Origin of the sequence: Paenibacillus sp. IHBB 3054 (assembly GCF_051594305.1) — a bacterium.
Classification (GTDB): domain Bacteria; phylum Bacillota; class Bacilli; order Paenibacillales; family Paenibacillaceae; genus Paenibacillus_AQ.
Genome location: NZ_JBOFBG010000002.1, coordinates 233,271 through 255,288, shown reverse-complemented (window position 1 = coordinate 255,288; position 22,018 = coordinate 233,271). Strand labels below are relative to the sequence as shown.

Genomic DNA, 22,018 nt, shown 5'->3' with positions numbered 1-22,018 from the left:
TGAATTGTAGGTGAGAAACAGCGTGAGAACCGTAACCTTAAGTTATCCAATGCCAGCGGAGACTGCAGCGCAGTGGGCGCGGCCGCAAGTGACTGCCCTGGGCCAGTTTGACGGACTGCACCGCGGACATGCCAGCGTCATTACTTCCGCTGTAGCTCTGGCCCGTAAACAAGGCGTACCGGCAGCGGTCATGACCTTTCATCCTCATCCCAAGGATGTAATGGGCAAAGGTGACTATGATGGATATTTGACCCCGGCGAAGGACAAGCAGGAACTGCTTGCCGGCATGGGGGTCGATATTTTGTATATAATTGAATTTAATGAGCAGCTGTCCCGGGTTAGCCCGCAGGATTTTGTCTCTGTAATGCTGCTGCCGCTGCACATTGTAACTGCAGTTATCGGCTTCGATTTCCGCTTTGGCTACATGGGCGAAGGGGATGCCGATATGCTCCGTGAGCTGGGGGACGGTGTGATGAATGTGGAGACGGTGCCTCCTTTTCTGCTTGAAGGAGAGAAGGTAAGCAGCTCCGGCATTCGGAAGAGCCTTCAGAACGGAGATCTAACCCTGGCCAACGCATGGTTTGGGCGCTGCTATCATCTGCGCGGTGTTGTAGGGCACGGGGAGAAGAGAGGCCGCACAATTGGCTTTCCGACTGCAAATCTTCAGCTGGAAGACCGTTATGTCATCCCGGCTAAAGGGGTGTATGCAGTGCGGGTCTTTTATAAGGAAGACGTCCTGTACGGCGTAATGAATGTCGGCGTGAAGCCTACGTTCCATGAGGGGATGATTGCCCCGAGCTTTGAGGTGCATCTGTTTGATTTTGCAGGAGACATCTATGAAGAGGAGCTTAAGGTAGAACTGGTCTCCTTTATCCGGCCTGAGCGTAAGTTTGAGTCGATTGATGCCCTGATTTCACAGATTGCTGAAGATGCCGAAACGGCCAAAGAGCTGCTGGGCTATCATTCTTAATCTGCACGGGACAAGCCGTTTACTTTTCTTTCCGATAATGCTATACTGATTAACGTTGCTGGAAAAACAGCATCATAACCATAGCTTGGTTGCTCGTTCTCACCGACGGTGACGAGGCTACTGGCGATTATAATGAAGGAGGTGAACAGGATGGCATTGACTCAAGAACGTAAACACCAATTGATCGACGAGCACAAAACTCATGAATCCGATACTGGATCCCCTGAGGTGCAAGTTGCTATCCTTACGGAGAACATCGTTAATTTGACTGACCACTTGCGTACGCACAAGAAGGATCATCATTCCCGTCGCGGATTGCTGAAGATGGTTGGACAACGTCGTAAACTGCTGGCGTATTTGAAGAACAAAGACATCAGACGTTACAGCGCCCTGATCGAAAAACTGGGATTGCGTCGTTAATTTTCCATAAGATTACCCTTAAAGCAGCCTGGTTGTATACCGTATGTCCTTCTCGGAGCGACAGCGGGACAGCCGGGTTGCTTTTTGAAAATTTAGGGAAAACTTTTACAATTAGGCAAGCTTAACTTATTCGCAAAAACGGCTATTTTACCTCTTATGGAGGACAAGCCGTTTTTGCTTGTATAAAACATAGAGAACCGGCCCTTGACCCCAAAGTGATCAAGACATCCGTTTCACCAATGACTATCATTGAACCTGCGATAATGTACAGCGGGTCTACTACCATTCAAGGAGGGATTTTATGGAACAACGTGTAGAAATGCAGCTTGGCGGAAGACGCCTTGTGCTGGAAACAGGCCGTCTGGCCAAACAAGCGAACGCAGCCGTAATGGTTCGTTACGGAGATACTGCTGTATTGTGTACGGTTACAGCGTCAAGCGAACCTAAAGATCTGGATTTTTTCCCGCTTACGGTTAACTATGAAGAAAGATTATACGCAGTGGGTAAAATTCCGGGCGGATTTATTAAACGTGAAGGCAGACCGAGTGAAAAGGCTATTTTGTCCAGCCGTCTGACTGACCGTCCGATTCGTCCGCTGTTTCCGGAAGGATTCCGCAATGACGTGCAAGTACTGAATATGGTTATGAGCGTGGATCAGGATTGTGCGCCGGATATTGCTGCTATGATCGGTACTTCCGCAGCACTCAGTATTTCCGATGTTCCTTTCAATGGTCCTATCGGCGGTGTGGCTGTCGGCCGCATTGACGGTCAATTCATCATTAATCCTGACGTTGCACAGCAGGCGGCAAGTGACATCTACGTGGTGGTAGCGGGAACTAAAGACGCCATCATGATGGTGGAAGCGGAAGCCAATGAAGTGCCGGAAGATGTAATGCTGGAAGCCATCATGTTCGGTCATGATGAAGTCCGCAAGATCGTAGCAACAATTGAGCAGCTGGTAGCAGTTGCCGGCAAAGAGAAGATGGCTGTGAAGCTGCATGCGGTTAACGCTGATGTCAACACAGAGGTTCGCGCTTATGCGGAAAGCCGTCTGGTAGATGCCGTGAAAATTGCCGAGAAGCATGCCCGTCAGGATGCCATCGACTTGGTCAACAATGAAACGGTGGAGTATTTCGTAGAGAAATACATAGAGACACCTGAACTTCTTAAAGATGTGAAGGAAGTCCTGCATGATATCGTGAAGGATGAAGTCAGACGTTTGATTACACATGATAAGGTTCGCCCGGATGGCCGCAAGCTGGATGAAATCCGTCCGATTGAATGCGATACTTCTCTGCTTCCGCGTACGCACGGATCCGGACTGTTCACCCGTGGACAAACACAGATCCTTAGCGTATGTACACTGGGTGCACTGGGTGATGTACAGATTCTTGACGGTATTGATCCGGCTGAAACCAAACGGTTTATGCATCACTACAATTTCCCTCCGTTCAGCGTAGGGGAGGCACGTCCGCTTAGAGCACCGGGACGTCGCGAGATCGGCCACGGAGCCCTTGGAGAACGCGCGTTGTCCAAAGTCATTCCTAGTGAAACCGAATTCCCGTACACTATCCGTTTGGTATCTGAAGCGATTGAATCCAACGGATCTACTTCCCAGGCAAGTATCTGCGCCAGCATTTTGGCAATGATGGATGCGGGTGTGCCGATCAAAGCCCCTGTAGCCGGAGTAGCGATGGGTCTGATTAAGGATGGGGAGCATGTCTCGATCTTAACGGACATTCAAGGAATGGAAGATCATCTTGGCGATATGGACTTCAAGGTAGCAGGTACGGCTGTAGGTGTAACGGCGATCCAGATGGATATCAAAATCGACGGCATCGACCGTAAAATCCTTCAGGATGCTTTGCAGCAGGCTAAAGAAGGACGTATGTTCATCTTGGGCAAAATGATGGAAGCTATCTCCGAGCCTAGACCAAGCTTGTCCAAATACGCTCCTAAGATCATTATCATCAACATCAATCCGGACAAGATCCGTGATGTTATCGGTGCAGGTGGTAAGATTATCAATAAAATTATTGAAGAAACCGGCGTGAAGATTGACATCGAACAGGATGGCCGTGTCTTTATCGGATCTTCGGACGAAGAAATGATTCAGAAAGCCCGTGGCATTATCGAAGGCATTGTGCGTGAAGTGCAGGTCGGCGAAATTTATGTGGGTACCGTTAGACGCATCGAGAAGTTCGGCGCGTTTGTTGAACTGATTCCGGGTAAAGACGGATTGGTGCATATTTCCCAGCTCTCCACTGAGCGCGTAGCCAAGGTGGAAGATGTAGTTGCCATCGGCGACACCATCACTGTAAAAGTTACCGAAATTGACCAGCAGGGCCGTGTGAATCTATCGCGCAAAGCGGTATTGACTTCGGAAAGCGGAGCAAAGGCGTAAGCAGGCCTCTCCCTTTTGGCAAAGCGTCAATTGTATAATTGAGAAGAGACAGAAGCGTATGCATTCTGGCTCTTTTTTTAAAATATAGGAATTTATAGGCTTCACGCTATAAATTATCCTTATATTTCTCGCTGAAACGGATACCGTCATTTTAAGGACGGCGAAGCCGTTTCCACTAGATATAACGATGTATCTGGATTATCTTTGCAGCCCGGGCCCCACTTTGTGGGGTTATTTTAATTTGCTTAAGGCGCAGGCTGTATGCATATTCTTCTCCAAACCTACATAGGCTGGGACAAAGCGTCCTTGCACCCTGTGCGGGACGAGCGTGAGACGTTTCTGCCGGGGAGGAAAGGCGTCATGAAGACGGAAAAAGCAGCGCTTGTGCTTGCCTGTATTGCTGTGGTAATCGGTCTTGGCAGTACATACGGACCGGTGAAGGAAATGCTGGCAGAGCTTAAGCCGCAGGATGGACTGGCTGTGTGGAGTAACATTCCGAAAGAGCGTGATCAGGAGCTGCGTTCTTTGATTGAGAGCAAAGCGGCCAAGCTGAATGCCGCACCGGTGGATGCTGCTGTGGACCGGGTGTGGAAGGCAATTCCGGGTTATAATGGCCTTGAGGTGGATGTAGAGGCTACGTACCGTAATACACTGCTGCAGGGGCCGGGAGAGGGTCTGAAATGGGTGTACCGGCAAATCCCGCCGAAGGTGTCACTGAATGATCTGGGTGCTCACCCGATTTACCGGGGCAATCCCGCTAAGCCGATGGTCTCGCTGATGATCAATGTAGCATGGGGCAATCAATTCATTATACCGATGCTTAACATTTTGGATGAGGAAAAGGTAAAGGTGACCTTTTTTTTGGATGGAAGCTGGCTTAGTCATAACCGGGAGCTTGCGGCCGAGATGCTGAAACGCGGGCATGAGATGGAGAATCATGCGTATACCCATCCCAATATGAGCACTTTAAGCCGGGCCCGAGCGACCGCCGAGATTGAGAAAACAAAAAGTCTGCTGAAAGAGAGTCTTGGAGTAACCAATACCTGGTTTGCGCCTCCGTCCGGTGATTTTGATCAGGAAACAGTGGATATCGCCGCCTCATTGGGGCTGAAAACGGTGCTTTGGACATTGGATACCGTCGATTGGCGCAACCCTTCTCCAGAATCCGTTGTCGCCAAAATCAGCAGCCAGTCCGAGCCGGGTACATTGATATTGATGCATCCGACGGCTTCCTCCTCCAAAGCGCTGAGAGGCATGATCCGGGGGATTAAAGCTAAAGGTCTTCAGCTGGGTACGGTCAGTGAAACACTGTCAGCGGAGCGGCTGGCCCCTTCAGAAGTTGAGTGAGCGGTTAATTTCTGGTAGGATAAGAGTCGCGCGTAACAAATACAAAGATAGATACAGGGCTATGCCAGGAGGACGTAGAAGTGGAAAAAATAGTATTATCGAACGGCCTGCGGGTGGTTACGGAGAAAATTCCTACCGGACGCTCTGTTTCCTTTGGAATCTGGGTCAAGAATGGCTCCCGCAATGAGAACCCGCTGAATAACGGGATTTCCCATTTTATCGAGCACATGCTTTTTAAAGGCACCGACCGGTTCAGTGCCAAAGATATTGCCGAGCAGTTTGATGCGATTGGCGGCAACGTAAACGCATTTACCTCGAAGGAATATACATGTTATTATGCAAAAGTATTGGATGAGCATCTGCCCATCGCCGTGGATGTGCTGTCCGATATGTTTTTCCGCTCGCGGATTGATGCCGAAGAGCTGGCCAAGGAGAAAAATGTCATCCTGGAGGAAATCGCCATGTGCGAGGATACGCCGGATGATCTGGTACATGATCTGATGTGCGCTGCGGCGTACGGCGAGCATCCGCTGGCTTATTCCATTCTGGGCTTGAAGGAACGGCTGGCGGACATGACGGCCGATGATCTCCACGCGTATATGAAACAGCAGTATACCATTGAGAATACGGTAATCAGCGTAGCAGGCAATATCAATGACGGACTGGTTGAACTGTTGGAGGCCCATTTCGGATCATTCGATAACCATGGTGAATCCGCGCCTTTGACAGCTCCTGATTTCCACGGCGAACTGCTGTTTCACCGCAAAAAGACGGAGCAAAACCATATTTGCCTCTCCCTCCCGGGCGTAGAAAGCGGCGGACCGCTGCAATATGCCATGGTGCTGCTGAATAATGCCATCGGCGGCGGGATGAGCTCGCGAATGTTCCAAGAGATTCGCGAAAAACGCGGGTTAGCCTATTCCGTCTATTCCTATCACAGCTCCCAGGCAGACAGCGGCCTGTTCACCGTCTATGCCGGCACTGCGCCGAAACAGACCAAAGAGGTGACGGAACTGATTAAGGAAATGATGCATGATCTTGCCGTTAACGGTCTCAGTGAAGATGAGCTGAGAAAAGGCAAAGAGCAGCTCAAGGGCAGCCTGATCCTCAGCCTGGAGAGCACCAGCAGCCGGATGAACCGGATTGGCAAAAATGAGCTGATGCTTGGACGGCATGATACACTTGACGATATGATTACCAAAATCGGACTCGTCACCATGGATGATATCAATCGATTACTGGACCACATGTTTGCTGAGCCCCTCGCATTAGCGATGGTCGGCTCCTCTGATAAAGCTATTGCCAATGTTAGGAGAGATGATCTTGTCTTATTACGTTCAAATTAACAAACTGCCCGGCAACGAGGATGTACTGCTGCCCCGCAAAATGTCGGAACAGGCTTCCGGCTATGACCTGTATGCGTCTGTGGACGGTGAGGTTGTGCTTGCTCCGGGTGGGCGCGCCCTGATCCCTACGGGAATTTCACTGGCGATGCCGGACGGGCTGGAGGCGCAGATCCGTCCGCGCAGCGGCCTTGCTCTAAAGCACGGCATTACCTGCCTGAATACCCCGGGGACGATTGATGCCGATTACCGCGGTGAAATTAAAGTTTTATTGATTAACCTGGGTCAGGAGCCGTTTGCCATCGCACGCAATGAGCGGATTGCCCAAATGGTGTTCCAGGCCGTGCCGTCTGTGACCATGGTGGAAGTGGACGAGCTGTCCGAGACACAGCGCGGCGCCGGAGGCTTTGGCCATACGGGCAAATAGCAGACGGGATTTTTGTTTTACTCATACCTGGAGCTTGCGGATGTGGCCTGTAAAGGCCTTCTCCGCAGGCTTTTTTTGTTGAATTGACCTTAAATTGAGTCAAGCCAATTATCAGTTTCCCCTGTATTTCTTCTCTGCTCTTCACCCATGGGCGCCCCCCGGCATAAGATGCTTTATAGTCGATAGTGTATGTGGAAAGGAGCGTCATCCCTATGCTTACTGGCATCAGGATCGTGTTCCTGGGCGGGGACGCGAGACAGATTGAAGTGATTCGGAAATGTGTGGAAATGGATGCGACGGTAAGTGCTGCCGGATTCGATAAGTGGGAATCCCCTAGCCCGGGGGTGAACCTGGAGGAGCTGTCGGCAGAGCTCTTAAGCAATGCGGATGTGCTGGTACTGCCAACCGTTGGTTGTGATGATGAAGGGAATATCAATGCGCTGTTCTCCTCTCACCGTCTGCAGCTGCTGGATGAGCACATCGCTGCGATGCCGTCCCGATCCACGGTGTATACCGGTATGGCCAAAAGCTACTTGCGCAGCCTGTGCGCCAGACATTCACTAAAGCTGGTGGAACTGCTGAACCGGGACGATGTGGCGATATACAACTCCATCCCTACAGCAGAAGGCGCGCTGGTTATGGCCATTCAGAATACCGATTTTACTATTCATAGTTCCACGTCGATGGTACTCGGGATGGGAAGAACCGGGTTTACGATGGCGCGGGCGCTTCAAGGGCTCGGCTCCAGCGTAAAGGTGGGGGTAAGAAGACAGGAGCATTACGCGCGGGCGGAAGAGATGGGCTGGAAGCCTTTTATGACGGGTGAGCTGCTGCTTCATGTGCCGGATGTTGATCTTATCTTCAATACCATCCCAAGCATGATTATTACCGCGCAGGTACTATCCCGGCTTCAGAGGCACTGCGTAATTATTGATTTGGCCTCCGCACCGGGCGGATGTGATTTCCGCTATGCGGAGAAGCGCGGGATTAAAGCGATGCTGGCTCCGGGATTGCCCGGGATCGTTGCCCCCAAGAGCGCCGGAATTATTATGGGTAGTGCGCTGGTACAGTCGATATCTGACGAGACTTCAATCAGGGGGGACGAATAAATGGATTGGCATGGTAAAACAGTAGGTTATGCAATTACCGGTTCACATTGCACGTTTGCCGAAGTGATGCCGCAGATTCAGCGCTTTATGGACGACGGTGCAAATGTGGTGCCGATTGTTTCCGCATCGGTGCTGAACACGGATACCCGCTTCGGCACATCGGAAAATTGGTTAAAACAGTTGAAAGATATAACAGGGAATGATATCATTTCTACAATTGTTGAAGCGGAACCGCTGGGTCCTTCCAAGCTGCTGGACGTTCTGACAATCGCCCCTTGCACGGGGAATACGACGAGCAAATTGGCCAACGCCATGACAGACAGCCCCGTACTGATGGCAGCAAAGTCCCAGATGCGTAACGGTCGGCCGCTAGTGCTGGCCATCTCCACGAATGACGGCCTTGGCCTGAATGCGGCGAATATTGCAAAGCTTTTGGTAGCCAAACATATTTATTTTGTGCCGTTCGGCCAGGATAATCCTGTAGGCAAGCCCAACTCGCTTGTAGCGCGTATGGATCTCATACCCGAGGCCTGCTACGCAGCTTTGCAGGGCAATCAGCTGCAGCCGATGATTATCGAACGGTTTCATTCAGCATAATTAGCATGTTTCGATATAGTAATAATGCTCGAACATAGGCTTCACTTTTGCCGCCCTCATTCTGAGGGCGGTTCAGCTCTTTTTTAGCATTCCAAAGGTTGGACCTGGCCGCGTCTATTGTCATTACTTGATTTGGGCAGGTCCCGTGCAATTAGAAAGGAGCGTCATCCTTATGTTTACTGGCATCAGGATCGTGTTCCAGGGCGGGGATGCAAGACAGCTGGAGGTCATTCGGAAATGCGTAGAGATGGATGCGACGGTAAGCGCCGTCCCAGAATACCGATTTTACAATTCACGGCTCCTCTTCGATGGTGCTCGGTATGGGCAGAACCGGATTTACCATGGCAAAGGTATTGCAGGGACTCGGTGCCAGTGTAAAGATAGGCGTCAGGAGGCAAGAGCATTACGCACGTGCGGAAGAGATGGGCTGGAAGCCATTTATGACCGGAGAACTGCTGCTGCATGTGCCGGAGGCTGATCTCATCTTTAATACCGTACCGGGCATGATTATAACCGCGCAGGTACTTTCACGTCTTCAGAAGCACTGTGTAATTATCGATCTGGCCTCCGCCCCGGGCGGATGCGATTTCCGCTATGCGGAGAAGCATGGAATCAAGGCGTTGCTGGCGCCAGGTCTGCCTGGAATGGTTGCCCCAAAAAGCGCAGGGATGATTATGGCTAATGCGTTGGTGCAGTCGATATCGGACGAGACATTGCGCACAGCGGACAATAAATGAATTGGCTTATAAATGAGTAAAAGTAAAGATCTTGCGCACCTGAGCCGTTCCTTGAATAGAAACAGTTCTTCAGTGCATATAAAGCATGCTTGCTTAGAGAAGTAATGGAGGAATTATAAATGGGTATTTTGGTGCAAAAGTTCGGCGGAACCTCATTGTCCACACCGGCAGCGAGGGAGCATGTCATCCGCCACGTCAAACGGGAGATGGCCAGCGGCTTTGATCTGGTTATTGTTGTCTCCGCTATGGGACGCAAAGGGGAGCCTTACGCAACCGATACGCTGCTCGACTGGGCAGTGCAGAACGGGAATTCCCTGCCGGACCGGGAGAAAGATCTCTTGATGTGCTGCGGAGAAATAATCTCCGCCACTACACTGTGTGGTCTGCTGGAGCAGGAGGGCATCCGCTCTACGGTGCTTACAGGCGCACAGGCTGGCTTCCTTACCGACAACAACTACGGCAACGCAAGAATTCTTGATGTGCAGACCGAACGCATTCTACGGGAATTGCGAGAGCATAAAGTAGTTATAGTAACCGGGTTTCAGGGTCAGACCGAAGCCGGTGATTTTACGACCCTTGGACGCGGGGGAAGCGATACCTCGGCAACTGCGCTTGGTGCAGCACTCCGTGCGGATATGGTCGATATTTACACCGATGTGGACGGGATTCTTACAGCCGATCCGCGGATTGTCGAGGATGCGAAGCAACTGACCTATGTCAGCTATACAGAAATCTGCAACATGGCCTATCAAGGGGCTAAAGTTATACATCCCCGTGCGGTGGAAATTGCCATGCAGGCCCAGATTCCTGTACGTGTGCGCTCAACGTTCTCGGAAGCCGAAGGTACACTTGTCACCCATCCTGAAGGGTTCAGCGATGTTTCACACGGGGTAGTGGATCGTTATGTAACAGGGATTGCTTATGTCAGCAACATTACACAGATCTCTGTGGAGTGTCCGGACGGCAACGGTACCGGAGTACAGCTGCAAATCTTCAAAAGTATGGCCGACAATGAAATCAGTGTGGACTTTATCAATGTAACGCCTTCGGAGGCGCTGTATACGGTGAACGATGACAAATCGGAGCAGGCTATCGCTGCGCTGCAAGAGTTGGGGCTTCGTCCCAAGAGCTTGTCCGGCTGCGCCAAGGTCTCGGTAATCGGCGGAGGCATTAACGGCGTGCCGGGGATTATGGCGCGCATTGTTGAGGCGTTAACCTCGCAGAACATTCAGATTTTACAGTCTGCCGATTCCAATACAACAATCTGGGTACTGGTGAAGAAGGAAGATATGGTGCAGTCGCTGCGCGCACTGCATGCCAAGTTTGAATTGCACCGCTGACAAGGAGGAATTCAAAGTGGATTTCGGAAGATTAATAACCGCGATGGTAACCCCTTTTGACGGGGATGGAGAAATCAACTGGGAAGCAACTTCACGCCTTGTTGACTATTTGATTGAGGAACAGAAATCCGAAGCGCTGGTAGTCTGTGGTACCACCGGAGAATCGCCCACACTTAGCGAGGAGGAGAAGCTCCGGCTTTTTTCCTACGTTCTGGAGAAAGCGGACGGACGCTGTAAAATCATTGCCGGAACGGGCAGCAACAGCACGAAGAATTCCATACATCTTACGAAGGAAGCGGAGAAAATCGGAGTAGATGGTGTTCTTCTCGTCGTTCCTTATTACAATAAGCCAAACCAGGAGGGGCTGTACCGGCATTTCTCGGCGATCGCTGCGGAAACAACCTTGCCCTGTATTCTTTACAATGTTCCCAGCCGTACCAGCGTAAGCATGAGTGTGGCGACGACATTAAGACTTGCTGAAATCCCCAATATTGTGGCGACCAAGGAATGTGCCTCAGTCGATCAGATTACTCTGATCGCTTCGGCTTGTGCAGATGATTTCCACGTATACTCAGGGGATGATTCTGCGGGACTGGCAACACTTGCCGTCGGCGGTCACGGCATTATTAGCGTAGCCAGCCATGTAGTGGGAGTTGAGATGTCGGAAATGATCGAAGCCTTTATCTCCGGCAATGTGTACCGGGCCGGCGAGCTTCACCGCCAACTGTTCCCTGTGTTCAAAGGGTTGTTTGAATGCCCGCAGCCGCTGCCGAACCCTTCGGCTGTTAAGTATGCACTGGAACTGCGGGGGATTCCTGTCGGATCCGTGCGTCTACCACTGGTGGGACCGAGCGAAGATGAGGCCGAGTTCATTAAAGCGCTGCTGAATTAGAAGGTCAAATCTCTTGAATAAGCATTGCAGCAAGAAGCTGGCTTCCCGAGTGGGGAAGCCAGCTTCTTGTGTTTGTATTAAAACTGTAAGCTGGCGGTTAATTCTCATACAGCGAAATACTGTGAAATAAGCGCAAATGTTAAGGATTGTAACATAGTTTCTGCTTGTCTTTTCCTCAAATAATGCAGGTTCTTTAAGGAAAGAATAGGCTTACGAAGCCGATGACTTGTCTTTTGCCAAAAAAATCATGTATAATGTTCTTAAGTGACTGGGTGCGGCAAAAATTAAATATGCGGTAATCTTCCGTCAATGTAATTTTACATTGTGTGACAGGATAGGTCCTTGTATAAGTCTGTGCAATTGCTGCCAGATTTACGCGCGAGGGGCGCGGCGGTGAAGTTTGACGGTGTTTGTCCGCTTCAAGAAGGTGCTCACTGCCCGAATTCGGGGGTTTTTCGCTTTGCGTAATTATGCAGACTTACGGAATTTCTTGTTCATCGTGGAAACTATCGGCAATTTGAAGAATGTGTTCAGCGCCGCTGAAATAATGAAGCTCATTGTTTACAAATAAAAAGTATGACGTCCAACATCATAGGAGGGTTAGATTCATTTGTCCAAAAAAAACAACAACGATAAATTGCTGATATTCGCATTGGGCGGAGTCGGAGAAATCGGGAAAAACATGTATGTCGTTCAATACGGAAACGACATTGTAGTCGTGGATGCCGGTCTGAAGTTCCCGGAGGAAGATATGCTCGGTATTGATATTGTAATACCTGACATTTCGTACCTGACAGAAAACCGTGACAAGGTAAGAGGTATTGTGCTTACCCACGGACACGAGGATCACATCGGCGGATTGTCTTATGTGCTTAAGAACCTGAATGTTCCGGTTTATGGAACAAGACTTACCCTTGGACTTGTGGAGAACAAGCTTAAGGAAGCTAATCTGCTCGGAGAAACGAAACGGATTCTAATTAACGAAGATTCGGAAATCGAACTGGGAACTTCATTGAAAGCAACCTTCTTCAGAACCAATCACAGTATTCCTGACTCCGTCGGAGTATGCATCGAAACACCGGAAGGCAATGTTGTCCATACAGGTGACTTCAAATTTGACCACACCCCAGTCAACGGTCAATTTGCCAATCTCCACCGTATGGCTGAAATCGGCCAGAAAGGCGTACTTGCGCTTATGTCTGACAGCACGAACGCAGAGAAGCCAGGCTTCACGCCTTCGGAGAAGAATGTCGGCATCGTACTGGAAGATATCTTCCGCAAGGCTGAACAGCGTGTTGTAGTGGCAACCTTTGCTTCCAACGTGCACCGTATTCAGCAGGTGGTTAACGCTGCTGAATCCACTGGCCGCAAGATTACGGTTATTGGCCGCAGTATGGTGAATGTGGTATCCATCGCTTCCGAGCTGGGTTATCTGCATGTGCCGGACGGCATGCTGATTGAACCAGAGGAAATGAATAGAATGGCCGGAAACCGTGTAGTTGTGCTGTGCACAGGCAGCCAAGGCGAACCGATGTCAGCTCTTACACGCATGGCGCGCTCCAGCCACCGCAAAGTAGATATTCTGCCGGGCGACACCGTTATCATTGCGGCAACGCCGGTACCGGGTAACGAGAAATATGTAGGCCGTACGATTGATGAATTGTTCCGTCTTGGCGCCAACGTGATTTACAGCGGTTCCAATTCCGGCGTTCACGTCTCCGGTCACGGCAGCCAGGAAGAGCTGAAGCTGATGCTCAACCTGATGAAGCCTAAATACTTTATTCCTATCCATGGTGAATTCCGGATGCAGCGCAAACATGCGCTTCTGGCAGAATCTGTCGGAGTGGAACCAAGCAACATTTTCATTACCGAAATCGGCGAAATTGTTGAAATTCAGGGCGGATCAGCCCGCAAAGCCGGCAAGGTTACTGCAGGCAACGTGCTGATTGACGGTCTTGGCGTTGGCGATGTCGGCAATATTGTACTGCGCGACCGCAAGCTGCTGTCCCAGGATGGTATCCTTGTTGTCGTTGTGACACTGAGCAAGCAGAACGGAGCAATCGTATCCGGACCGGATATTATCTCCCGCGGCTTTGTCTACGTGCGCGAGTCCGAAGGACTTCTGGATGAAGCAAACCGGATTGTCTCCAGTACGCTGCAGCGCCTGATGAGCGAGAAGGTCAATGAATGGGCTTCGCTCAAAACAAGCGTCAAAGATTCACTCGGCCGGTTCCTCTATGAGCAGACACGCCGCAGACCGATGATCCTCCCGATCATTATGGAAGTGTAAGAAGCAACTAGCTTCTTATAATATAAATATGCAGGGCCACAGGCCCCTTCTCCCCGGAAATATTGGACGGTTTCTTGGGGAGGAGGGGTCTTTGTGTTGTGCAGCATTATTCCCAGTGTCTATGCAAAATTTGAATGCCGGGTCCAGCTCCGATGCCACTGTGCCCAAATAATTTTGTGGCAGGAACAACATTTAAGGCCTTCAATCGTTATATAGCCAAGGAGGTGCAAGATGGGCCCGAAACTGAAGGAGCAGCAGCTTCAATCCAAAATGGCAGAAATCCGCAAGTATTTAATCCGCTTGGGCGCTGGCACCGCCGATGCGGAGGATATCGTGCAGGACGCTATGTACAAGGCACTGCTGTATCTTGACGGGATTGACGAACATAAGATCAGCGCGTGGCTCTACAAGGTGGCAATTAACAGCTACTATGATTTATGCCGAAGGCAAACACGGTTCCAGTATTCCGAGGAAATCGATCTTGAGGCACCTGCAAATGAGCTGCCCGAATCAATGCTGCTGCAGCAGGAGCAAAAGGTGCTTATCGAAAAGGTTCTTGGAAAGCTGAATCCGGCGAACCGCCAGCTGATATTGCTGAAATATGAGATGGAATTCTCCTATAAACAAATCGCGGCGCTTCTAGGCATAACGGAAGGGACGGTAAAGGCTTCACTATACCGCGCCAGACAGCAGTTTCAACAAATTTACGGAGGTGAGGCTGAATGACTGCTCCATGGGAAGGACAAGAGGATCAGAATCTGGCACAAACACTGAAAAAAGCCAAACGCAAAAGTCTGTTCCGCAGCATTGTCATTTCGCTGATTGTTAGTATTCTTACGCTGACCGCTATTTTCTTCGGTGCTGCGCAGCTGGTGGAGCGGAGGTCGACTGAGTCCCGCCACAGCGAATGGATGTATATGAGGATTAGCAGTCCCAATGAATTTTCGTCCGGTTTTAGAGACAACCGTGGATTTCTGTCAGGTGTCATGGAAGTGAATACGTACAAAATCATTGAAGGTGTACCTGTTCCGTGGAATGAAAAATGGTTCAATTACAACGAGTGGTGGTTTCCGTTCGCTACCGGTGCATATGGAGGTACAACCCATCTTAGTGGGACTGACCCGCAGATGAAAGTGGGGGGTTATGAATACAACAGGCAGTACAATCCCTACAACGGACAGAGGGAGATGGCTTATTATATTCCGCAAGTAGAGTACGGTAAAATCCTGAACGACCTTCCTTTGCTTACTAAGATGGAGCCTGACGAACTGATGGAGATGGCTTTATCTTTTGATAAGCCTTATTCCTTTGATGAAGTGAAGAAGATGCTGCCTGAAGGAGCGAGACCTGTATGGTATTGGGTCGATACGTATGATGAAACCTCATGGTTCAATTTGGAGCCCTATGAAGACGGGAACGGCGGGATGATAGACCCAGAGCCCATGGCATCTTCATCTGGTGTATATGGTTTTGGGATCGGGCCTAAGCGGGATGAGGCGTCACCGGATGATTTTCTCGAGCACATTAAGAACGGACTTAAACTAAAGGACAATTACCAAAGTGAATACAAGCGGATCCAACAATACTTAAAAAAAGACAAAAATGAACCTGAAGCCGGAGATGTCCGTATTCTGGGTGTCGTGGTCACCGGCTCCGCAGCCGGTCTGAAGAACCTGAATGGGCAGCCTTATATCCGCGGTGCCGTGCTGGGAGCCGTTGCGGATAACTATTAAGATAGGAGGAGCAGGCTATTTTATAGAAGTTCATTGCATAAGGGAGTCCCCTGGAATGTCATACTATTGAAAGATAGTACGGCTGCAGCAGATTAGGGCTGTAAGCGGAAAGGGTGAACTGCGCACAATGGACTTTACAGCAGATACTGATACTGGCAAGAATGAAGAGATCCTTCCGGGAGAAATAAAGCCCGTAACGAGTGAACCAATCCCACCGGGTACTGTGGGGGTTCTGAAGGAGCTGGGGCAGACGGTAGTTCCAACGGGAGAACCCGATATTTTCTGTATAACAATTATTGGGCAGATTGAGGGGCATTTCGTACTGCCTCCGCACAACAAAACGACTAAATATGAACATATTATTCCGCAGCTGGTGGCTGCCGAACAGAACAAAAATATAAAAGGGCTGCTGATTATTCTGAATACGGTCGGCGGTGATGTGGAGGCAGGGCTGGCGATTGCAGAAATGATCGCGTCCTTATCGAAACCGACGGTGACCGTAGTCATTGGCGGAGGTCACAGCATCGGAGTTCCGATTGCCGTGTCTTCCAGCTATTCCATCATTGCGGAGAGCGCGACTATGACGATTCATCCAATCCGCATGAACGGCCTTGTTATCGGTGTGCCCCAGACCTTTGAATACATGGAGCGCATGCAGGAAAGGATGGTCAGATTCGTCACTTCCCATTCACGTATTTCAGAACAGCAATTTAAAGATTTAATGTTTAAGACAGGGGAGCTTAATCGTGATATCGGCACAGCTGTAGGCGGCTATGATGCCGTCAAATATGGACTGATGGATGAGGTTGGAGGCATCGGAGCGGCGCTGGCGCATCTGAATGGGCTGATTGCCAAGGATAATCCCCAAAGGACGGATGTATTGCTGCCGGGGGGGCTGACACAATGACCTTCTATACGGTGCTTCCGATGGAACAAGTTTTTGAAGGGGCGATCCACTTTTCACAGCCCTTGCGGGAGGTCAGCATTCAGGGAATGCTGATGCAGGTTGAACCGCTGGAGGGAGGACAAGCACGGATTGTAAGGCTGCTTCAATGCCCGCTGGACAAATATTTGGACCCGGCATTCGCTCCGGGAGCCGTCGTGTTTTACGATAGATGACAACTACCCTCGGAATCCTTAAGGGAAATGCGAACAGAGAACATAAAGATGCATTTTCTGACAAAACAGAACATAGGTACGCCACGCCATTATATGGTATAATGTTGTTCCGGGGGTGGCTGTTGTGGCTAAACGAAAAAAGAAGAAGAAAAAAGCGCTGCTCGGCAGTGTTCTAAAATATGAAATTTACGGTATTATGCTGATAACGATTTCCGTCATTGCATTGTCCGGCGAGGCTGCGGTTGGACGTTCTCTTTCGAGTATGGCAGGTTATTTATTAGGCCGTTTTTATTTTGTGCTGCCGTTGGCCGGTATTTTTTACGGGCTGATGGTGATGATTCACAGAAGATGGCCTTCGAGTTGGAACAGCCGCCATTCCGGCGTGCTGCTGCTTGTGCTGTCCTTGTGTCTGATGAGTTCGATCTCAGCGATGGAGCAGAAGCTTGGTCCATTGTCGATGCTGCATCCTGGCAATGTTATGGCGCAAATACATAATGATCTTTCCGGGGCGCTTTCGCCCGGTTCCAGCAACAGCAGCGTTTATATGCTTGGCAAAGATATTAGCGGAGGCTATATCGGTGCGCTGGAGTTCGCAGCCCTGCTGTGGCTTTTCGGAACGCTTGGTGCCAAACTGCTAATGATTGTAATGATGGCCATCAGCTTCATGCTGGTCACGAACCTGTCTTATGTAGAGCTGTTCTCGCTGCTGCGGGTCCGTGCTGGAAAGCTGCTGGAAGGGATTCGCCTGAAAGCGGCCAACCGTCCAGCTGCAGTTCCCGTTGCGGCCCGTTCCTCCAGAACAGGCAGAACACCAGCACCGCAGCCTGTACAAGAGCTGGAGGAGGATGAAGAGGATGAGGACGAGCAGGCTTTGCCAAGACGAAGTCAGCCGCTGTTCTTCCGGCGGATTGGGAATTGGCTGAGCGGGACTCCACGGACAGAAGGGCAAGGCGAAGAAGAACGGGAGGAAGATCTCTCAGCAGATCTGCTTAACGGCTCACCCAATAGCCCGATTATTAGCGGACTGGATGCCGGGAGGGGACGAGCTTCCCTGGATAATCTGGAGGATGATTTCGCTGGAGAAGATTTGGAGCCCGTTACACCGATTATCCGCGATTTCTTCGAGCATATCCGTTCAGAAGGACTGAATGAAGAAGACCGTGAGGACTGGAGCGAATTCTCTCCTGCAGCGCGGAGCGGGAACAGCTTGAGAGTCTCTGTATTAGAAGGAGTTCCGGCAGGTACTCCAGCTATTGATGGAGATGCGCCGGAAGATCCTGTGGTTGTGGAGCTGGACGGGCTGCTGGGTGCTGGCGAAGACGGAGTACCTGTACCTGCTGCCCCGCTTCCTCCGCCGCCCAAACCGTATAAGCTCCCTTCCTTCCGGCTTCTGGCCAAGCCTAACAATGGGGGCAAGGCGGGAGACCAGAACGATTACATGCAGACTGCCCGCAAGCTGGAAGCTACACTGGAGAGCTTTGGTGTCCGGGCTAAGGTACTTGAGGTGGTAAGAGGCCCGGCCGTAACCCGTTACGAAATTCAGCCGGATATCGGTGTGAAGGTAAGCCGGATCGTCAATCTTACAGATGATATCGCGCTTGCGCTTGCAGCGAAGGATATCCGTATGGAGGCGCCAATACCGGGCAAATCAGCAATTGGGATTGAGGTGCCTAACTCTGAGGTATCCGTCGTAACCATGCGGGAGGTTATGGAAACACAGGTGTTCCAAGATGCCGAGTCCCGGTTGTCGATCGCTTTCGGCCGCGATATTTCCGGCCAGACGATTGTCGGCAATTTAGCCAAGATGCCCCATCTGCTCGTAGCCGGTGCTACTGGATCGGGTAAATCCGTCTGTATCAACGGTATCATTACAAGTATCCTTTATAAAGCGAAACCAAATGAAGTCAAATTTCTGATGGTTGACCCGAAGATGGTCGAATTGAATGTATATAACGGGATTCCCCATCTGCTTGCCCCGGTAGTTACAGATCCAAAGCGGGCTAGCCTGGCGCTGAAGAAGATTGTCGTGGAAATGGAAAAGAGATATGAGCTCTTCTCCAAATCGGGCACACGCAATGTGGAAGGCTACAATACACTGATGAAGGATAATCCTGCTGCAGTTCTGCCTTATATTGTTGTTATTGTGGACGAGCTTGCCGACCTCATGATGGTTGCGGCGAATGATGTTGAGGATGCGATCTGCCGGCTGGCACAGATGGCACGGGCGGCGGGCATTCATTTGATTATTGCCACCCAGCGTCCTTCGGTGGATGTTATTACTGGACTTATTAAGGCAAATATTCCTTCCCGTATCGCATTCGGCGTGTCGTCAAATGTGGATTCCCGGACGATCCTGGACATGCCGGGGGCCGAGAAGCTGCTTGGACGCGGGGATATGCTCTTCCTGCCGATGGGCGCATCTAAGCCAATCCGTGTGCAGGGGGCATTCATGAGCGATCAGGAAGTGGAGACCATCGTGCAGTATGTCAGCAGCCAAGGGGAGGCCAATTATGACGAGACCCTGGTGCCTGAAGTAGATGACATGGTGACAGAGGACCAGGAGCCGCAGGACGAGCTCTATGAGCAGGCGGTACAGATTGTACTGGAAGCGAAGCAGGCCTCTGTATCGCTGCTCCAGCGGCGGATGCGCGTAGGTTACACCCGTGCTGCGCGGCTGATAGATGCCATGGAAGCCAGAGCAGTTATCGGGCCGTACGAAGGCAGCAAGCCGCGGGAAGTGCTTATGTCACTGGAGCAATATCAACATAACAAAATAAGCTCATAATATAGCCAAAAGAGCTGATCCCTTTACCCGGGATCAGCTCTTTTTTGCAGTCTGTGATATTTAGTTTACTTTTGGCGCTGCAAGGAGACGTTCAACGATGTAATCCTCCTTTGGGCAGAAATGCATAGGATCACCTGTCAGTCGTCATAATAACTTTAGCCATCAATGTTGAACTTACAAGAGAAAGGTAGAGCGAACCCAATGAAAAAACATAAGCAATGGATTTTTGCCGGATTAACCCTTGCACTGGTCACCATGCCGCTTGCAGGTCTATTCTTTGAGGATCAGAATGCGGTCTACGCCAGTCCGTATCATGCTTCGTCTGATCTGTCGGAAACCGCCGCTCCCGATGGCGAGGCATTGCCTGCTTTTGGAACAACACCGCTTAAAGTCGGCTCTTCCGGACAAGATGTTTACGAGCTGCAGGGAAGATTGAAGCATCTTGGTTATTTCGCGGGCAAAATAGACAGCCAATTTGGGTCTAAAACGAAAAATGCGGTAACCTGGTTCCAGTGGGAATTTGGCATAAAATCTGACGGTATCGTCGGTGCCAAAACAAAGTTGAAACTTTACAATGCCACCAAGGCCTGGAAGCCGACAGAGCCTTCAACCAGCACAGCAAATAAAAATACCGGAAACAAAAGTAAAACTGCCGATTCCGGCAAGTCGAATACAGCGGAACTGTCCTCAGGGAATACAATGGGCCTGTCCGAAAATGATTTGAAAATCATGGCCAATGCCGTTTACGGGGAATCGCGGGGTGAGCCGTTTGAAGGACAGGTTGCCGTTGCTGCGGTTATTCTGAACCGCGTGAAATCCCCAAGCTTTCCGAATACACCTTCCGGTGTTATTTTTCAGCCAGGGGCATTTACAGCTGTAGCTGACGGACAGATCTACCTAGAACCCAATGAGCAGGCACGCAAAGCTGTTCAGCAGGCGCTTAATGGCTGGGACCCTTCCGGTGGCTGCCTTTATTATTTTAATCCGAAGACGGCTACTTCCAAATGGATTTGGACCCGTCCGCAGGTGAAGACAATCGGGGAGCATATTTTCTGCATGTAGCAGCGGAATTGCACTTGCCGCAATTTAACCCCCTGTATAAAACCGACCAAGAGCAACCGGTAAGCTTTCTTCCGGTTGCTTCCTTACTTTGGAATGGTTTAGAATGGATAATACTTCATAAACTTGTTGTAGAGCATCTATCCACGCCGTAAAGGAGTTTTGGACTTGACAAATAATGGATTTCAACATGGCAACGCCGCAGGCATGCGCATTCATGTATTGCCGACCAAGGCGTTCAAGACCTTCGCCATTTCACTTTATGCAGGGGTTCCGCTGGACGAAAGTACGGTCACTTCAACAGCGCTGGTTCCTTTTGTGCTTCGCAGAGGTACAGCCAACTATCCGGAAACAACCCAGTTCCGTGAACGTCTGGAGGAACTTTATGGTGCCGGATTTGGTTTTGATATCTACAAAAGAGGCGATTATCAGATTGTCCAGTTCCGGATGGATACGATCAACGACTCCTTTGTGCAGAGCAAAGAGAGTCTTCTCGGGGAGTCTTTTGCTTTCCTCGGAGAAGTACTGACCCGGCCTTTGCTGGAAGACGGAAGCTTTCGTGCATCCTATGTCGCAACAGAGCGTGAGACGGTACGCAAAAAGCTGGAAGCGATTGTTAACGATAAGATCCGCTATGCGGCTGAACGCTGTATTGAAGAAATGTGCCGTCAGGAGCCTTACCGTCTGCATCCCCTTGGCCAAAGAGCCGACCTTGACAGCATTACTCCAGAAAACCTGTATGAATCCTACAATTCCTGGTTGAACGGAGCGATCCTCGATCTTTACGTCGTTGGTGACACTACACCTGAGGAAGTTGAAAAGCTGGTCGTTCGCCATTTTGGCCGTGGCCATAAGGAGACCGCAGCGTATTCCTCCAACTTTACACCGGTAACCGTTACAGAGGTCCGGACTGTGGAAGAGAAGCTGGACGTCAATCAGGGCAAGCTTAACATGGGGCTGCGCACTTCCATTACTTACAAGGATGACAAATACGCCTCCGCGCTGATGTATAACGGGATATTGGGCGGCTATCCTCACTCGAAGCTGTTCGTCAACGTTCGTGAGAAGGAGAGCCTTGCCTATTATGCTTCCTCCCGCTATGACGGGCATAAAGGCATTGGAACCATTCAATCGGGGATCGAAACTCAGAATTACGGCAAAGCCGTCGATATTATCCGCAAACAGCTGGAGGAATTGAAGGCTGGCAATATCAGTGACCTGGAGCTGAACCAGACCAAGGCCATGATCCGCAATCTGCTTTCCGAAATTCAAGATTCGGCGTTTGAACTGATTTCGTTTGATTTCAACCGTCAGTTGTCCGGAAAAGACCGTTCCGCCCTGGAGCTGCTGGCTCAAGTCGATGGCACCGGAGTGGAAGATGTGAAGGCGGTTGCCGACACGTTCCAGCTGGATACGATTTATTTCCTGACAGGGAAGGAGGAATAG

Annotated in this window: 18 protein-coding genes and 1 pseudogene; all 19 read left to right on the top strand. The window is 50.4% G+C overall.

The window, feature by feature from the left end:
• Nucleotides 1-22 precede the first annotated feature (22 nt).
• The gene (locus tag ACQ76X_RS04805) at nucleotides 23-970 is read left to right on the top strand and encodes a bifunctional riboflavin kinase/FAD synthetase (RefSeq protein WP_438491956.1); all 948 of its coding nucleotides are present in this window, start codon (nucleotides 23-25) and stop codon (nucleotides 968-970) included.
• 150 nt (nucleotides 971-1,120) lie between these two features.
• A complete protein-coding gene (gene rpsO / locus ACQ76X_RS04800; RefSeq protein WP_019910460.1) occupies nucleotides 1,121-1,390 on the top strand; it encodes a 30S ribosomal protein S15 in 270 nt (89 codons plus the stop codon).
• Nucleotides 1,391-1,691: 301 nt separating this feature from the next.
• On the top strand, nucleotides 1,692-3,794 hold the full coding sequence (pnp, locus tag ACQ76X_RS04795) for a polyribonucleotide nucleotidyltransferase (RefSeq protein ID WP_438491953.1): 2,103 nt from the start codon (nucleotides 1,692-1,694) through the stop codon (nucleotides 3,792-3,794).
• Between the two features lie 360 nt (nucleotides 3,795-4,154).
• A complete protein-coding gene (locus ACQ76X_RS04790) occupies nucleotides 4,155-5,141 on the top strand; it encodes a polysaccharide deacetylase family protein (RefSeq protein ID WP_438491951.1) in 987 nt (328 codons plus the stop codon).
• Between the two features lie 80 nt (nucleotides 5,142-5,221).
• The gene (locus tag ACQ76X_RS04785; RefSeq protein ID WP_076110077.1) at nucleotides 5,222-6,487 is read left to right on the top strand and encodes a M16 family metallopeptidase; all 1,266 of its coding nucleotides are present in this window, start codon (nucleotides 5,222-5,224) and stop codon (nucleotides 6,485-6,487) included.
• Nucleotides 6,465-6,911 carry a dUTP diphosphatase gene (gene dut, locus ACQ76X_RS04780; RefSeq protein WP_438491949.1) on the top strand — a complete coding sequence of 149 codons (447 nt, stop codon included), beginning with the start codon at nucleotides 6,465-6,467 and terminating at the stop codon, nucleotides 6,909-6,911. Before ACQ76X_RS04785 ends, dut begins: the two co-directional genes overlap by 23 nt.
• A 212-nt stretch (nucleotides 6,912-7,123) precedes the next feature.
• Complete coding sequence (gene dpsA / locus ACQ76X_RS04775; RefSeq protein WP_438491948.1) at nucleotides 7,124-8,020, top strand: dipicolinate synthase subunit DpsA; 897 nt, start codon at nucleotides 7,124-7,126, stop codon at nucleotides 8,018-8,020.
• Nucleotides 8,021-8,617 (top strand): dipicolinate synthase subunit B, encoded by a 597-nt coding sequence (locus ACQ76X_RS04770; protein WP_038593383.1) that lies wholly within the window; start codon nucleotides 8,021-8,023, stop codon nucleotides 8,615-8,617.
• A gap of 272 nt (nucleotides 8,618-8,889) precedes the next feature.
• Nucleotides 8,890-9,354, top strand: a pseudogene (locus ACQ76X_RS04765) (NAD(P)-dependent oxidoreductase); the annotation flags it as partial.
• Between the two features lie 119 nt (nucleotides 9,355-9,473).
• Nucleotides 9,474-10,694, top strand: coding sequence for an aspartate kinase (gene dapG, locus ACQ76X_RS04760; protein WP_038593379.1), 1,221 nt, complete (start codon nucleotides 9,474-9,476; stop codon nucleotides 10,692-10,694).
• Between the two features lie 16 nt (nucleotides 10,695-10,710).
• The gene (dapA, locus tag ACQ76X_RS04755; RefSeq protein WP_038593377.1) at nucleotides 10,711-11,586 is read left to right on the top strand and encodes a 4-hydroxy-tetrahydrodipicolinate synthase; all 876 of its coding nucleotides are present in this window, start codon (nucleotides 10,711-10,713) and stop codon (nucleotides 11,584-11,586) included.
• A gap of 610 nt (nucleotides 11,587-12,196) precedes the next feature.
• Nucleotides 12,197-13,876, top strand: coding sequence for a ribonuclease J (locus ACQ76X_RS04750; RefSeq protein ID WP_038593375.1), 1,680 nt, complete (start codon nucleotides 12,197-12,199; stop codon nucleotides 13,874-13,876).
• 231 nt (nucleotides 13,877-14,107) lie between these two features.
• Nucleotides 14,108-14,602, top strand: a complete 495-nt coding sequence (locus tag ACQ76X_RS04745; protein ID WP_438491945.1) for an RNA polymerase sigma factor — start codon at nucleotides 14,108-14,110, stop codon at nucleotides 14,600-14,602.
• Complete coding sequence (locus ACQ76X_RS04740; protein WP_438491944.1) at nucleotides 14,599-15,609, top strand: anti-sigma factor; 1,011 nt, start codon at nucleotides 14,599-14,601, stop codon at nucleotides 15,607-15,609. Before ACQ76X_RS04745 ends, ACQ76X_RS04740 begins: the two co-directional genes overlap by 4 nt.
• Nucleotides 15,610-15,736: 127 nt before the next feature.
• Nucleotides 15,737-16,516: a ClpP family protease gene (locus ACQ76X_RS04735; protein WP_438491943.1), complete on the top strand. Its 780-nt coding sequence runs from the start codon at nucleotides 15,737-15,739 to the stop codon at nucleotides 16,514-16,516.
• Nucleotides 16,513-16,728, top strand: a complete 216-nt coding sequence (locus ACQ76X_RS04730) for a YlzJ-like family protein (RefSeq protein ID WP_341093949.1) — start codon at nucleotides 16,513-16,515, stop codon at nucleotides 16,726-16,728. Before ACQ76X_RS04735 ends, ACQ76X_RS04730 begins: the two co-directional genes overlap by 4 nt.
• 124 nt (nucleotides 16,729-16,852) lie before the next feature.
• Nucleotides 16,853-19,513 carry a DNA translocase FtsK 4TM domain-containing protein gene (locus ACQ76X_RS04725; RefSeq protein ID WP_438491940.1) on the top strand — a complete coding sequence of 887 codons (2,661 nt, stop codon included), beginning with the start codon at nucleotides 16,853-16,855 and terminating at the stop codon, nucleotides 19,511-19,513.
• A 201-nt stretch (nucleotides 19,514-19,714) separates the two neighbouring features.
• Nucleotides 19,715-20,575 (top strand): spore cortex-lytic enzyme, encoded by an 861-nt coding sequence (gene sleB / locus ACQ76X_RS04720; protein WP_438491938.1) that lies wholly within the window; start codon nucleotides 19,715-19,717, stop codon nucleotides 20,573-20,575.
• A gap of 204 nt (nucleotides 20,576-20,779) precedes the next feature.
• On the top strand, nucleotides 20,780-22,018 hold the full coding sequence (gene yfmF, locus ACQ76X_RS04715; protein WP_438492110.1) for an EF-P 5-aminopentanol modification-associated protein YfmF: 1,239 nt from the start codon (nucleotides 20,780-20,782) through the stop codon (nucleotides 22,016-22,018).

What these genes read in the sequence shown, in the direction of transcription:
- rpsO (WP_019910460.1), top strand. Translation starts at nt 1,121, where the DNA reads ATGGCATTGACTCAAGAACGTAAACACCAATTGATCGACGAGCACAAA.
- pnp (WP_438491953.1), top strand. Translation starts at nt 1,692, where the DNA reads ATGGAACAACGTGTAGAAATGCAGCTTGGCGGAAGACGCCTTGTGCTG.
- ACQ76X_RS04790 (WP_438491951.1), top strand. Translation starts at nt 4,155, where the DNA reads ATGAAGACGGAAAAAGCAGCGCTTGTGCTTGCCTGTATTGCTGTGGTA.
- dpsA (WP_438491948.1), top strand. Translation starts at nt 7,124, where the DNA reads ATGCTTACTGGCATCAGGATCGTGTTCCTGGGCGGGGACGCGAGACAG.
- ACQ76X_RS04770 (WP_038593383.1), top strand. Translation starts at nt 8,021, where the DNA reads ATGGATTGGCATGGTAAAACAGTAGGTTATGCAATTACCGGTTCACAT.
- dapG (WP_038593379.1), top strand. Translation starts at nt 9,474, where the DNA reads ATGGGTATTTTGGTGCAAAAGTTCGGCGGAACCTCATTGTCCACACCG.
- ACQ76X_RS04745 (WP_438491945.1), top strand. Translation starts at nt 14,108, where the DNA reads ATGGGCCCGAAACTGAAGGAGCAGCAGCTTCAATCCAAAATGGCAGAA.
- ACQ76X_RS04740 (WP_438491944.1), top strand. Translation starts at nt 14,599, where the DNA reads ATGACTGCTCCATGGGAAGGACAAGAGGATCAGAATCTGGCACAAACA.
- ACQ76X_RS04735 (WP_438491943.1), top strand. Translation starts at nt 15,737, where the DNA reads ATGGACTTTACAGCAGATACTGATACTGGCAAGAATGAAGAGATCCTT.
- ACQ76X_RS04730 (WP_341093949.1), top strand. Translation starts at nt 16,513, where the DNA reads ATGACCTTCTATACGGTGCTTCCGATGGAACAAGTTTTTGAAGGGGCG.
- sleB (WP_438491938.1), top strand. Translation starts at nt 19,715, where the DNA reads ATGAAAAAACATAAGCAATGGATTTTTGCCGGATTAACCCTTGCACTG.
- yfmF (WP_438492110.1), top strand. Translation starts at nt 20,780, where the DNA reads ATGCGCATTCATGTATTGCCGACCAAGGCGTTCAAGACCTTCGCCATT.